Genomic DNA, 13,666 nt, shown 5'->3' on the forward strand with positions numbered 1-13,666 from the left:
CCCCCCCACGCTGGTGGATTACGCAATGTTGGCGGCGTATTTGGCGGGGTCCGAATCAAATGCGGGGCCGCAGCCGGCGCAGCAGAAGTAGTAGCGCTCGCCCTTGAAGTCGCGGTAGAGGCCGGCGGCCTCGGCGGTCTTCTTGCTGACCGGGGTGCCGACCATGACCGGGCAGGTGGTCATGTCATCGGCGCCCCCGCCGAGCAGGTTCTCGCGTCCACCGTTCTCGGCGGCGGGGTTAGTCTCGTTCGTGCTACAGCAGTTGCTCATTTTCTGGTGTTCCTTCTGTATCGGATTCGTATGGATGGGTGGGTTCTGTATCGGATTGGTATGGATGGGTGGGTTCTCGTTCGTCACTTCGTGGCGACGCTCTTGAACCCGCGCAGGCGGAGGCTGTTGCCGACGACGAAGACGCTGGAGAACGCCATCGCCGCGCCTGCGAGCATGGGGTTGAGCATGCCCAGCGCTGCGACTGGGATCGCGGCGGTGTTATAGGCGAATGCCCAGAACAGGTTGGTCTTGATCGTCGAAAGTGTCTTCCGAGACAGACGGATCGCGTCGACCGCGGCCCGCAGGTCGCCGCGGACCAGGGTGATGTCGGAGGCCTCGATCGCGACGTCCGTGCCGGTGCCCATCGCCAGGCCCAGATCGGCCTGCGCGAGCGCGGGGGCGTCGTTGACGCCGTCGCCGACCATCGCGACGATCTTGCCCTCGCCCTGGAGACGGGTGACGACGTCGACCTTGTCCTTGGGCAGCACCTCGGCGATGACCTCCTCGATGCCGACCTCGGCGGCGATCTGGCGGGCCACGGCCTCATTGTCACCGGTGAGCAGCACCGGGGTCAGGCCGATCTCCTTGAGCCCGCGGATCGCCTCCGCGCTCGTGGGCTTGACGGTGTCGGCGACGACGAGGATGCCGCGCGCAGCACCGTCCCAGCCGATCGCGACGACCGTCTTGCCTTCACCCTCAGCTTGAGCCTTCGCCCGTGCGACCTCCGGAGAGAGCTTCTGTGACCAGTCGGCCAGCAGCGACTCGCGTCCGACGACGACCGGGGTGCCCTCGACGATGCCCTGCACGCCCTTGCCTTCAACATTGGCGAAGTCCTCGGGCGTGGGCAACTGGCCGACTTCCTGGGTGGCGCCCTTGGCGATCGCCTGCGCGATCGGGTGCTCCGAGGAGTCCTCCAACGCACCCGCGAAGCGCAGCAGCTCGGCACGGTCCACACCGGATTCGGTGATCACATCTGTCAGGGTCATCTTGCCGCTGGTGACGGTACCGGTCTTGTCGAGCACGACGGTATCGACCTTGCGGGTGGACTCCAGCACCTCTGGGCCCTTGATGAGGATGCCCATCTGCGCCCCGCGGCCGGTGCCGACCAGCAGCGCGGTCGGAGTCGCGAGTCCCAGCGCGCAGGGGCAGGCGATAACGAGCACGGCGACCGCTGCGGTGAACGCGGCGGCGACGGGGAATCCGGCTCCCAGCCAGGCGCCGAGGGTGATGAACGCGACGACGATGACGATCGGCACGAACACGCCGGAGATCGTGTCAGCCAGACGCTGCACCTCGGCCTTGCCAGTCTGCGCATCCTCGACGAGCTTCGCCATCTGCGCAAGCTGCGTGTCCGAACCGACACGGGTCGCCCGCACGACAAGGCGGCCGCCCGCGTTGACGGTGGCACCGGTGACCGAGTCGCCCTCGCGGACCTCGACCGGTACGGACTCGCCGGTGAGCATGGAGGCGTCCACCGCGGAGGAGCCGGAGACCACGATGCCGTCGGTGGCGATCTTCTCACCCGGACGAACGATGAACTCGTCGCCGACCTGGAGGTCAGAGGTGGGGATCTTCACCTCAACGCCGTCGCGGAGCACGGCGACTTCCTTCGCGCCGAGCTCCAGGAGGGCGCGCAGCGCGGCCCCGGCCTGGCGTTTGGAGCGCTTCTCGAAGTAGCGGCCGGCGAGGATGAACATCGTCACGCCCGCGCCAACTTCGAGATAGATGTTCGCCGCGCCATCCGAGGGAGCGATCGTGAACTCGAACGGGTGCGTCATCCCGGGTGTGCCAGCGGTTCCGAAGAATAGTGCGTAGACGGACCACAGCAGTGCGACCGAGGTGCCCATCGAGATGAGTGTGTCCATCGTCGCGGTACCGTGCTTGAGGTTCGTCCATGCGGCCTTATGGAACGGCCAGGCTGCCCAGATGATCACCGGGGCGGCAAGCGCGAGTGAGGCCCACTGCCAATATACGAACTGCAGTGCGGGGATCATGGCCATGGCGATCACGGGAACCGTGAGCACAATGGCGCCGACTAGCCGATGGCGCAGCGAGGTGAGCTCAGTGTCTTCCTCCTCCCCGGCCTCGGTCTCCGACGTGTTCGCCGTGGTGCCCTTGGGCTTGGGCAGCGCAGCCGTGTAGCCGGTCTTCTCGACCTCGGCGACCAGCAGGCCCGGATCGTAGCCGGCAGGCACGGTGACCTTGGCCTTCTCGGTGGCGTAGTTGACCGTGGCCGCGACGCCCTCGAGCTTGTTCAGCTTCTTCTCGATCCGGTTCGCACAGGAGGCGCAGGTCATCCCGCCGATCTCCAGCTCGATGTCCGGCCCACCGATGGGGGGCGCTAATGTACTCATCCTCTTCCTTCTCTCTTCATCTCTCGTGCGACGCCAGGCCCTGCGGGTCAGTGGCCGCCGGTATGCGAATCGTCTGTCTGCGAGCCGTCACCATGCTCGGCGTCGATCACGAACTCGGCGGTGTGCACCTGCCCATCGACCTGGAAGTCCAGGTAGAGCAGGTAACGGTCGGCGGTCGGGGCCTCCGCTGCGAATCCGATCTCGGGTCCGGCCGTGTCCCTGGCCTGGGGCTCGTCGCCCTCGGCGTGGACGTGCAAGTAGGCGAGGTCGCCTTCGCGCAGCGCCACCAGGTGGCCAAACGCGCCCAGGTAGGGCTCCAGCGTGGTCACCGGCTGACCGTCGCGCTCGACCGAGATGGTGAGCTCGCTTGAGGTGCCGGCGGTAAGGTCGCCATTCAGGGAGACGGTGTATCCGTCGACCTCGTCGGTGGTCTGTGACTCGGTCTCAACAGGGGCGAAGTCGCCCGCCACCTCGACGGCGCGAGTCAGGGTGATCCCTTCGGCTCCCTCGCCCTCGGGTGTGAAGTCGGCGTACACGCGGTAGGTGCCCGCCTCGTCCCAGGTCCACGGCACCGACCAAGTGCCTGTGCTCGTGTCAAGCTCGGGGTGCACGTGCTGGAAACCAGTACCATCGGTGCGAACGGCGATCAGATGCAGGTCCTTCTCGTGCGCGGTAGTGTACTCGGTCACCGCTTCGCCGGACTCGTCGAGGATCTGGAAACTCAGGTCTCCATCCTCGCCTGCAGCCGTGGGAGCCTGGACTGGGGAAAGTACGAAGCCGTCCGCGCTTGCGGAGACCCCGTTCAGAGTGGGCTCCGCAGTTTCTTGCGCAGCGCCGCCGTGTCCTTCACCGTGTGTGTTCACGTCACTTCCTTCTGCCCATGCTGCTACGAAGCTGTCAGGAATGACGGCGCCGGCAAGGCCGAAGGCCCCGCCGAACGCCACCACCAGCCCGGCCCCGTAGAGCGCAAGCCGTCCTCCGGCCTTCATCAGACACGCACCGCCGAGTAGCCGGCCTCCTCGACCGCCGCGAGGACCTTGGCATCGTCAATCTCGCCCTCGGCGGTGACGTTAAGCTTGCCGGTCTGCGCGCTGACCTGGATGTCCTGGACGCCGGGGATCTCACCGACTTCCTCGCGGACCGACATCTCGCAGTGCCCGCAGGTCATGCCCGTCACCTGGTAATTGTTCGAAGCCATTATGTATCCTCCTTGTGTCTCTGTAGTACCCCTACCGGGTACCTGTACAAGTCAACAGTATACCCCTGGCAGGTATTCCGCAAGAAGGGGGTGGTCGTATGAGCCACATCGCACGCGTGCTGCAGACGATGGCTGGAGCGTCCGACATGCGCCTCGTGGCGAAACGATGCTGCGGGGCGACCCGCTGGACGGTGTCGCTGCGCGTCGGAGAGTAGTGGTCCCGGTCTAATGAGAACCGTGGACTTCCTTGCCACGTCGGCGAAGGCAGTGACGACCGGTACGGGCCGGACACCACCAAACACCGATCAGTCGCTGGTGCTCATGGTACGAAGCCGGCCATGTCAACTGGATTCGCAGGCGTTCGAGATTGGTGAGTGGAACAGACGAATCCCAGCTGGAGTGCTCAGTTACGCCGGAGACAGTTAGCAGCCCCTGTGCAGGCATTAGTCAGGAAAAATAACCCCTCACAGGTTGCTGGCACTGACGCTTTTAAAAACAAAGGGTTCGGCGCACTCGTGCAGGCGGCCCGGGAGTCTCAGGAAGTCTTCGAAACCATCACGGCAGATCCAGGCAACCTCAATAAGTTCCTGGAGGTGCTAGCGCACATGATTGTCGCCGCCAAGGACGAGCAGCAGTCAAAGTAATCATCACGATAGGCACCCTGTATTAGTGATTACCGGTAGGGGTGCCCTCATCTAGTAGTTACGTGGCGAGAACGGATGATTACCGTAGGAGTTGCACTCTTAGTACTCTGAAGTGTTCGTATTCGATTGACTCAGAAATCATTAACGAGTTCTAGCCCTGCCTGAGGGGCGAGAGGCAGGGCTAGAACTTATACATAGTGGCCGTTCGGGGGGAAGCAGCCTATAACCATTGTGCGGAGCTTCGACAAAAGTCACAAGGGATTGTTCACTCCAGTGAGCATTGGCAGTGAGGAAGAAAGTACTGGGGTTTATCTATGTGGTTTCTCTTTAAAGGCTCTTTGGTTATCTGTAGTCCTGGAGGCTGTGGTGCTTGGAGTAGTCCTGGTTGCCTCGGTGACAACCAAGCCTTTGATTTGGACGGCAGTACACATGAGTACCGCTAACCCCTATGATCCATAGTCGATGTCTTGTATCTATGCAGGATACTCTGCGGTTTTAGCATTTGTTGCAATATATTTCAAACACTGTTACTGCAGGTAAAACATATCTTTATGTGTGTCTCGCACAAAATGACAGTCATGTGTTTTACAGTTGAGAGATACTAAAGACGAAAGAAGGCCACTCGGCGGCAACCAAGTGACCTTCGCTTATCACCCAGTAGTAGCTGGGGGAAAGCATGTGCATGATTCTATCTAATGATTCCTCTCCGGGCACTTTGACCGGTGCGCGTGTTGGTACGCCATCTAGAGTGCGCCAGGATTGCGCAGGTCTAGATGATACTCCGGCAAGTCAGCTTGACCGGGAAAAACTTCTCCAGCATCTTGGGCGTGATGCGCTACACGGTTCTATCAGCCGTGACTTTCAAAGTGCTTACCGTGTCGTGGTAGATGAAGAAACCGGTAAGAAGCGCAGCGTTCCGAGACTTTATCGCACTGATTCGGAGAAACTCGGTCGATGTGAATACGTCATGCTGACGAATAAGCAATATTCTGCGGTTATGGTTATTGATGTTGACCAGCCCGGAGAATCTGGAGGCCATCCAGTTCATCTCAATGCTTATGTTAAAAGCGTTATCTTCGCCCTTGTCCAGCGAGGCATTGGGCCAGCATGGGCCGGGATTAATCCGCTAAGTGGTAAAGCTCAGTTTATTTGGCTGATTGACCCGGTGTATACCGGCAAAAATAAGCATTCCAGCAATATGGAGCTGCTAAAAGCTACGAGCCAGGAGTTAGGCGCTCTTCTCGCACATGACCCGCACTTTGCGCACCGTTTTAGTCGTAGTCCTTTTTATACTGGTAAGTCAGTAGAGGCATATCGCTGGTATCACCAACACGATCGCGTCATTCGCCTCCAGGACTTTCTAAGGCAGGTGCGTGAGATGGCTGGACACCCTCAGTACGGTAAAAACATGCGTCAGCAATTTAGCTCTGGTCGTGAACTCATCAATGCAGTGAAGGCTCGTCGAGAAGAAGCCCAAGCCTTCAAAGCTCTTGCAGAAGATGTTGAAAACGAAATAGGCGCAGGACTTGATCAATATGACCCAGAACTGATCGACGGCGTCCGTGTCCTTTGGATTAGTCAAGGGTGCGCGGCCCGTGATGAAACGGCGTTCCGCCATGCTTTAAAGACCGGACACCGGCTCCGTGCTGCTGGACAACGCCTCACCGATGCGGCCATCATCGATGCCTATGAGCATGCGCTACAACACGCGCAGACGACACTCCTGGTGCAACCTTCTAGCCCCCGATGACTTCGAAGCACTCACATCAGCTACACTGACCCAAGCAGCATAGATAACCCCCGACGTGTCCACTTTCCGGGGGTCAGGCCCTCCTATTGACACCTTTACTACGCAACAGAATGACAACGACATTCTGTCGGCCCTTCTACGGACATCTCTTCTGCGCAGCACACGCGCCATTGTCCCGGCCGACGTGCTGCGCAATATCTCCGCCACTCAACAGGCCAATTCACTGCGCAACGTAGTGACACCGGCCCCGCCTAGCCGAGATTTCTTCGATTTTCGCTGAATATCAGCCGTTTACCCGCCGCCAATGACCTACGACGCCGACGGCCCCCTGTTAGGCCCGCAGAAGGCCGTACAGGGCGGGGGAGAGCAGTGCTACAACTAATCACCGCCATCACGGTCACGCTGCTGTTGCTGATGGCGGCGGCGCTTCTCGATGCGCTCGCGTGCACGCTGCTGCGCCCCGCCCTTCTTGCCTGAGGTCTGCGACTGCCTGAACAGCGTGTAACGCTCAAGCAACTCTGGGCTGCGATGCAGTTCTTGCACCAGGAACTTCTTATCCAAGTGCTCCAACTGTTGTCCTGACTTCACCGCTTCTTCGATGATGATGGCGGCTTCATCTTCGGCGTCCGTGTGCGCGTTGCGGCGGATCTGATCAGCGTCCTCGCGGGCATCCTTGCGCGTTACTGCAGCGTCGCGTGTGGCCTCGTCGCGGATGCTCGTGGCCTCATCTCGTGCTTTGCTGCGGATCGTCTCGGCGTCGCGCTCAGCCTGCTTATGGGCCTCGTCGGTCTTGCGAGTGATCGTCTCTGCTTCGCTGCGAGCTGCGGCTGTAATCGCGCTCGCCTTGGCCCGTGCAGTCTCTTCGGCTCGTTCGAGCAGCTCGTCTGCTTGCGCTTCGGCCAGGCCCAACTCCTGCTCAGCATCCTTGCGTGCTTCGCTGCGGATCTCTTCGGCTTCTTGCTCGGCCTTCTCGCGTGCTTCCTTGAGCACACGCTCGGCAACCTCGCGAGCCTGTGCTTCAGCATTCTCCTGTACGCGCTGGGCTGCTTCGCGGGCTTCTTGCGCCTGTTCAAGTTCCTTAGCAGCCTGCTCGCGGTCACGATCAATTGCGTTCATGTCGCGCTGCACGGATCGCTTCTTGACTTCCACATCATCCTCGCGCTTGGCGAGATCGCGCTCCCGGTCTTGTTGCTCGGTGTAGCGGTCGAGGTTGAGTGACTCGTCATGACGTTCGGAGACTTCTAGTTCCACCGGATAGCCGAGCGAGTGCATGTGTTCGCGCAGGCCCCGTTGCGCGTCGATGAACTTCTGTTGGCCCGATATCTGCTTGCCCTTCTTCGGGCCGTCTTTGTACCGCACTGAGGTGTCAGTGTTGTACGCGATGCCGGGGCGGCAACGCAGCGTACCGGGCTTGTCCGGATGAGGGGAGAGGGTGTCCGCCTGAAACTGGATGTGTGGCGTCGATTCGTCGAAGTTCATGTCCCCGCCGGCGACTGTGTCGATACCGCCGGGAATGAAGTTCTCGGCGAGCCAACGCATTGACTCTTCGGGGTACTTCTTTGCTTCTTCGTAGTCGCGGGCGACATAGCGCGGACGTTTCACTTCGCGCCCGTCCACCTCACTGGTGTAGTAGTCGGGGATCTCCTTGCACATCGACTTCGGCAGATACACGACGAACAGCGACGTCTTGAAACTGTTCTTCTGCACGCGCACTCCGTCCATCCGAGGCGTCTACGGCCGCCACAGGGCCGTACAGCCGCTGCCACAAAGATGAACCAATCGAGTCGCGGCGCTACACATGTGCATCAACCGCTGCCGCTGGATCTGCTGCAGCGCGACGCGCTCGCGAAACACACGTCGCTGGCGGTGCTCATTACATGCGCTTGCGCGCATATCTCCGCCGCGAGCGTGATGCGTCTGCACCGATACTGTGCTTATGGCACGGGCAGATATGGAGTGTATTAATCAGGCCCGTGGTTCAACCCCCGCAGCAGCATCAACACCGCCTGGCGGCGGATGGCTCGCTGCGGGATTTTCACCACCCTGCAATAACCGCCTAACGGCGGTGTCACGGTGCAGGGTGTGGCTGTGCGCACCACGTAGGCGATGTCGGTCTTGCCGTGCGGTTAGACACCTTGCGCTCGCAAGCTCGCTGCAGGTGTCTCGATGACGCGGGAAGACGCCGCAAGCGGCGTTTCCACCCGTCATCGGCCCTTACTTTAAGACCGACATACAGTGGCTGACGCCGCATGTGGTGCGCACAGCGTGGCGACCTGCAGGTTTTGCGTAGGCACCATGTGCGCTTCGCGCATCAACGGGCCGTTTCGGGTAAGGGTCGAAGACCGTGTCACAACCCGAAACACGCAGGTCGCAGCCCCCTTCTGTGTCAAAACCCCTATATGTTTGTCGTTATAGGGGTAGAAGGGGGAAAAGGGCATAAGGGGGTGCGACGCCTCCGCTGCGCTCCGGCGCTCGGCATAGCCGAGGCACTGCACCGGGTATTACTACTCGCTGGCGCTCGCATAACCCGGTGCCCGGCGCTGGCGCGCCGCCCCTTATAGCCCCAGACTCAGACCTCGCTCGCTCGGTCTGGCTGGGTCTACCTTTCCCTCCGCTGCGCTCCGGTCAAGGTGCCCAATAGTGCAGCTGGCGCTGCACCTTGTGTGATGACCCACGCTCTGCATCACGACACTGCCGGCAATCCGATATATCCCGTTGATATACATTCGGATATGCCAGCATCGATGTGTCGTGTTTGGGTCATCACGAAACGCTCCATCACGGCAAGCCTGCCGAGATGGATATTGGCGTATCTCACGACGCGTCCATTATGCGGCATGCGCCGCATACCATCTGCCGTCGCGGTTGCATCTTCAGCAGCACAGCTGCTGAAATCTGCTCTGTCCACGCTGCTGTCTTTGCTGCACCCACGGCCCCGTCTTCGGCATATTTCAAGTCCACACAAGACTATGCCGGCCAGAACCGCGCATAACAGCAGCGCGACATACCGCCAGCCATGTGGCGGATGATCCAGGCGACGGGGCAGACGTGTATATGCCCCGTCGCCGATACCGGCGCAAGCATCGTGACAGTGTCACGTGTAGCGGTGCCGCAGCCACCCGCACACACGCGAAAACCCCGCCCTTGCGAGCGGGGTGTGTGGCGACATCAAACGTGACGGCTGTACGTCGTCACGCCGCGTGGCCGTACACACATGAGGTGATTGCGTGTACGGCTAAAGGGTTAGTCGGGTACAACTTCTAGATGCCGCTTCGGCTTACTGCCCTCGGTGCTCTCAGGCGTGTCGCCGTCACCGTTCTCAGGTGTATCGCTGTCCCCTTCGGTGCTGGCGGACTTGTCACCGTCCCCTTCGGTGCTGGCGGACTTGTCACCGTCGAGATTCACCTCGAACTCTTCGGCATACTTGCGCAACTGCGCAAGGCGCTCCTTTGTCGCTTTGTGTGCACGGCGCGCCTCGTTCACGGTATCTTTTGCTTGCTGATCATCGCGCAGCGCTGCTGCGTAATCGTCTCTGAAAGACATGGTTTGTTCTCCTTGGTTGAATGAACTGTTTATTTGGACTCGGGGCACGACGGTGGAGCGCGCGTGTGTAGTAGCACGGCCATCACCCATCAGCCCTCGCACTCAGTTCAAGACCCAGCCTGACTAGCTGAGCTAAGCGGCGGGATCTCGTCGTAGGCGGGTTTGTCCGCATTAGTGCTTCACACCGCCCAGCACCGTGACGAGCTGCTGGCGCTGCTCATCTGTCAGTTGGGGCGCTGCATTCACGACGGCATCGACGAAGCCGTCGAATAGCTGCGGGGCAGGGCGGCGTGCGGCCGCGAGGTAGGCGTCGAGATCGTCTTGGCGAATCCGATAGGCGGTGCCGAAACGGTGGAATGAAAGACGGCCCTCTTTAATAGCTTTTCGCAACGTGGACTCGGAGCCGACGCCGAGATCGGCGAGTTCCTGCAGCGTGTAAAAGCGTGGCGCGACGGCGGTAGTCGTGTCCTTTTCGGACATAGAAAAACGCTCCTGGGCAGATTGATCTGTCCCGGAGCGGGGTGCTTTACCGGCTTGCTATTCAGGCGGCTTGGAGTGCCGTGCTCAACTCGCTAGAACGGTGGTCTGCCGTCCCATCGCTTTACGGGAGCGCTTACTCCCTACCTGACCGCTTTTGTGGTTGGCAATGCCGTTGCCGACCGGTCTATCTCGTCGGAGGAACCGCGCCTATCACGGTCGAGAGGCTGTCTCTTTATGAATTATCCTCGGGGTTATCCCCCGTATGCGGCTGGCTAAACCAAAAACGAATTAAAACGCCACATACGGTCTGGGGGCCATCGTACGGAACTTATGCGTCGCGCACAATAGCCTGCGACCTAATCTTTACGAATCGAACCGAGCACGTTTCTACACGCCACGTGGCACGGCTGGGGTGTTGTGGTGGGGCAGCTGTTGTGTGGCGGCATGGTGACACGCAAGGGGCGCGCCTTTTTGTGACCTGTGACACGTCTATAGTGTGCTCGTTTCGTAGTTTTGACCTCGTTTCGTAATTTGCCGATCAAAATACGAAAAAATTACGAAACGCTCTACCTGCGGTTTCGTAGAACTACGAAAATCGGAAAACCAAATTACGAAACACGCGATAACGCTGTGACCTGCACAGACACGTCACATTTCGGGGATGTTTCGTAATTTTGCGGCATTTCGACCCAAACCTTTTAAGGGAGAGACACAGACACACATTACGGGCACATGTCTACGACATAGACCGTCCTCATTGAGGGCACGCTGCAGGGGTTGTAGCTATGTGACACGGCCGGGATGCTGCGTCACGGTGACACGCAAGGGGCGCGCCTTTTTATGACCTGTGACACGTCTGTAGCGCGCTCGTTTCGTAGTTTTGACCTCGTTTCGTAATTTGCCGATCAAAATACGAAAAAATTACGAAACGCTCTACCTGCGGTTTCGTGATTTCCGCAAACGAAAAGAACAAAACTACGAAACACGCGATAACGCTGTGACCTGCATAGACACGTCACATTTCGGGGATGTTTCGTAATTTTGCGGTATTTCGACCCAAACCTTTTAAGAGAGAGACACAGACACGCATTGCAGGCACATGTCTACGACACAGAGCGTCCTCGTTGAGGGCACGCTGCAGGGGTTGCAGCTATGTGACACGGGACACAATCGCAATCAAGGTGTCTCTTCTTATTTAGATTTTCTTCAAAAAGTGGAAAAATTACGAAACGAAAACCATTTACGCTGCTCAACGTATGTTTTTGTGTTTCGTAGTTTTGTTCTTTTCGTTTACGAGATTACGAAATGACCCGCAAATACCTACCGTGACCTGCGGTGATGTGTTTCGTATTTTTCTGCGTAATTTCACGTCGCCCGAAGCAGACACCCTGCCGTGTGCTTGCTGCAGGGCTGCGGCCGTCCCTCCATGTGGAGCGTCAGTGTCGATGCTGTAACTTAAACGTACATACATTTGTGGCGCTCTCGTTACGTGTCTGTGCATTGCCGAGCTCTTTACTGTTGTGTGTGGGCGCGCAGCCGTAGTGTCCGTGCCACTCCGAGTAGGGCGCGTCGTACCCCAAACCCATGTTCAATTAAATTCCAATCCAGAGAGGTCTTGCACTGTTGCGGTGCGGTTGTCTTCTTTCTCACCGTATTGGACCCTGCGAAATTAATTGGATACGATAGGCCCATGTTGATTTCAGGTTCCGTTTTCATGCGGCCGCTCACCAGCCGCTAAGGCGGTTTTCTCCCTCCCGCAGGTTAGAAACCGCTCCGGTCCTTTAGCCGGGCGGCCATTTGCCATGCCCGGCTCCGTTTCAACTCCACGGAGCACACCTGATGTCTACATACGGATACGGCCGTCACGAACATGGCCAAAATTTTCTCACAGACCACAAGATCATCAACTCCATCGTCGATCTTGTAAAACAAACCTCCGGCCCCATCATTGAGATCGGGCCAGGAAGCGGTGCCCTCACTCACCCGATATCCCACTTGGGGAGGGCAATAACGGCAGTTGAGGTAGACGCAAAACTAGCTGCCAAACTCACAAAAAAGACCGCCTCGGCGTCGGTCGAAGTGGTCCATGATGATTTCCTCAACTTCCCGTTACCCGCCACTCCCTGCGTCATTGTGGGAAACATTCCCTTTCACCTCACCACTGCCATTCTTCGAAAGTTGTTGCATGCGCCGGCATGGACTGCCGCTGTACTCCTCATGCAGTGGGAAGTCGCTCGCCGCCGGGCCGGGGTAGGTGCAAGCACGATGATGACAGCTCAGTGGTCCCCATGGTTCACGTTTCACCTTGGTTCCCGAGTACCAAGGTCTGCTTTCCGGCCACAGCCAAACGTTGACGGGGGGATCTTAGTGATCCGCCGGGTGGGTGACCCGAAGATCCCGATAGAGCAACGCAAAGCCTTTCAGGCGATGGTGCACACCGTTTTCACCGCCCGGGGACGCGGGATAGGGGAAATTCTCCGAAGGGCAGGGTTGTTTTCATCACGTTCAGAGACACAATCATGGTTGCGCTCGCGAGGAATCGACCCCGCAACCCTACCTCCCAGATTGCACACCAGCGACTGGATCGATCTCTTCCAGGTGACTGGTTCCTCTTCACCGCGCCATCGGCCCATTTCACAATCGGGAAGTAGTCAACGCCCTCCTCAACGGAAAAATCGAGGCCGGCGGCGGTAATCCCCCCACCACCAAAACCGAAATCCACCAGTAGTAGTGAACGACCCATGTTCGTCTACCGTGAGCCGCGTTATGGCAGTGACGTGTTCTCGTCGGGCACAGTCATAGTTCCCGGCGTTGCCAGCGACAGGGTTCTACACCCAGCAGCGGGACCGATCAAAATCACCCGCACGGGGAACGACCCTGCTGGTGGTTTCGATTTTGATGAAAGCGAGGAGACATAGCCCCTCGCCAACTCCCCGTAGCTGGCGAACATTAGCTCCTGGCGCTGGCGCTCGTTGGTGAGTTTGCGTGCCACATCGAAAGCCTTATCGACTTCCCGGTCCAAGTTGTTGTGGGCCTTGAGCAGAATTGGGTCCATCGATAACGGGTTGTAGTGCTCCGCGAGTGACCGCTGGGGGTGCCGCTCGCGTGCCCGCAGCACCAACTGTCCAGCGTCGATGATTCGCTGCTGCGCCTTCTCATCTAGTTCACACAGAGCTGGTCCGCAGTTGTAGCTCCCGATGTACTCCGAAAAACGGAAAAAATAAATAGTGGGGATACATCAACCTTCCACTTTCCATTCTTCCGGCTCAGAGTATTGAGGGGTCTGGGACCGGGTCCGTAAACCCTTTATGTTTTTCGCGCACAGCGGTTTTTAGCGACGCACCCTATAGGTTTTCCGCAGAACCTATATGTGTTTCTGTGCACCCCCATATGTTGTCTGTTTCTAGCGGTATTTCGTTGTACTTTG

The 13,666-nt window shown here is 58.9% G+C and carries 10 protein-coding genes and 1 pseudogene; 3 read left to right on the top strand and 8 right to left on the bottom strand.

The features are described 5' to 3' along the window. Positions 1 to 18: 18 nt before the first annotated feature. From M3B90_RS03465 to M3B90_RS03480, 4 genes are all read right to left on the bottom strand, one after another. A complete protein-coding gene (locus M3B90_RS03465) occupies positions 19 to 270 on the bottom strand; it encodes a YHS domain-containing protein (protein ID WP_259888656.1) in 252 nt (83 codons plus the stop codon). A gap of 83 nt (positions 271 to 353) precedes the next feature. Then, on the bottom strand, positions 354 to 2,624 hold the full coding sequence (locus M3B90_RS03470) for a cation-translocating P-type ATPase (protein WP_070478511.1): 2,271 nt from the start codon (positions 2,622 to 2,624) through the stop codon (positions 354 to 356). Between the two features lie 47 nt (positions 2,625 to 2,671). After that, complete coding sequence (locus M3B90_RS03475) at positions 2,672 to 3,487, bottom strand: hypothetical protein (RefSeq protein ID WP_083290899.1); 816 nt, start codon at positions 3,485 to 3,487, stop codon at positions 2,672 to 2,674. 125 nt (positions 3,488 to 3,612) lie between these two features. Next, positions 3,613 to 3,822, bottom strand: coding sequence for a heavy-metal-associated domain-containing protein (locus M3B90_RS03480; RefSeq protein ID WP_070478508.1), 210 nt, complete (start codon positions 3,820 to 3,822; stop codon positions 3,613 to 3,615). Between the two features lie 374 nt (positions 3,823 to 4,196). On the opposite strand from M3B90_RS03480, the gene M3B90_RS03485 reads away from it, so the two are divergent. After that, the gene (locus tag M3B90_RS03485; RefSeq protein ID WP_136649424.1) at positions 4,197 to 4,466 is read left to right on the top strand and encodes a hypothetical protein; all 270 of its coding nucleotides are present in this window, start codon (positions 4,197 to 4,199) and stop codon (positions 4,464 to 4,466) included. 682 nt (positions 4,467 to 5,148) lie between these two features. Further along, positions 5,149 to 5,817 (top strand): annotated as a pseudogene (locus tag M3B90_RS03490) (replication initiation protein); the annotation flags it as partial. Positions 5,818 to 6,594: 777 nt separating this feature from the next. Here the strand turns inward: M3B90_RS03490 and M3B90_RS03495 are convergent. The 3 genes from M3B90_RS03495 to M3B90_RS03505 form a co-directional block, all read right to left on the bottom strand. Then, entirely contained in the window at positions 6,595 to 7,929 is a 1,335-nt protein-coding gene (locus M3B90_RS03495) for a hypothetical protein (RefSeq protein ID WP_259888657.1), read from the bottom strand. Between the two features lie 1,530 nt (positions 7,930 to 9,459). Then, complete coding sequence (locus tag M3B90_RS03500; protein WP_259888658.1) at positions 9,460 to 9,759, bottom strand: hypothetical protein; 300 nt, start codon at positions 9,757 to 9,759, stop codon at positions 9,460 to 9,462. Positions 9,760 to 9,930: 171 nt separating this feature from the next. Continuing rightward, positions 9,931 to 10,239: a helix-turn-helix domain-containing protein gene (locus tag M3B90_RS03505; RefSeq protein ID WP_024058948.1), complete on the bottom strand. Its 309-nt coding sequence runs from the start codon at positions 10,237 to 10,239 to the stop codon at positions 9,931 to 9,933. A gap of 1,839 nt (positions 10,240 to 12,078) precedes the next feature. Between M3B90_RS03505 and erm the strand changes: the two genes are divergently transcribed. Then, complete coding sequence (erm, locus tag M3B90_RS03510; RefSeq protein WP_016456425.1) at positions 12,079 to 12,933, top strand: 23S ribosomal RNA methyltransferase Erm; 855 nt, start codon at positions 12,079 to 12,081, stop codon at positions 12,931 to 12,933. A gap of 70 nt (positions 12,934 to 13,003) precedes the next feature. Here the strand turns inward: erm and M3B90_RS09630 are convergent, their stop codons facing one another. Continuing rightward, positions 13,004 to 13,357 carry a type IIL restriction-modification enzyme MmeI gene (locus M3B90_RS09630; RefSeq protein ID WP_311199933.1) on the bottom strand — a complete coding sequence of 118 codons (354 nt, stop codon included), beginning with the start codon at positions 13,355 to 13,357 and terminating at the stop codon, positions 13,004 to 13,006. Positions 13,358 to 13,666: the final 309 nt, after the last annotated feature.

This window comes from Dermabacter sp. p3-SID358 (genome assembly GCF_025147465.1).
In the GTDB taxonomy this organism is placed as follows: Bacteria; Actinomycetota; Actinomycetes; order Actinomycetales; family Dermabacteraceae; genus Dermabacter.

Bases quoted from the DNA above. Each gene is read 5' to 3' on its own strand.
- M3B90_RS03465 (WP_259888656.1), bottom strand. From the start codon at position 270: ATGAGCAACTGCTGTAGCACGAACGAGACTAACCCCGCCGCCGAGAAC.
- M3B90_RS03470 (WP_070478511.1), bottom strand. From the start codon at position 2,624: ATGAGTACATTAGCGCCCCCCATCGGTGGGCCGGACATCGAGCTGGAG.
- M3B90_RS03480 (WP_070478508.1), bottom strand. From the start codon at position 3,822: ATGGCTTCGAACAATTACCAGGTGACGGGCATGACCTGCGGGCACTGC.
- M3B90_RS03500 (WP_259888658.1), bottom strand. From the start codon at position 9,759: ATGTCTTTCAGAGACGATTACGCAGCAGCGCTGCGCGATGATCAGCAA.
- M3B90_RS03505 (WP_024058948.1), bottom strand. From the start codon at position 10,239: ATGTCCGAAAAGGACACGACTACCGCCGTCGCGCCACGCTTTTACACG.
- erm (WP_016456425.1), top strand. From the start codon at position 12,079: ATGTCTACATACGGATACGGCCGTCACGAACATGGCCAAAATTTTCTC.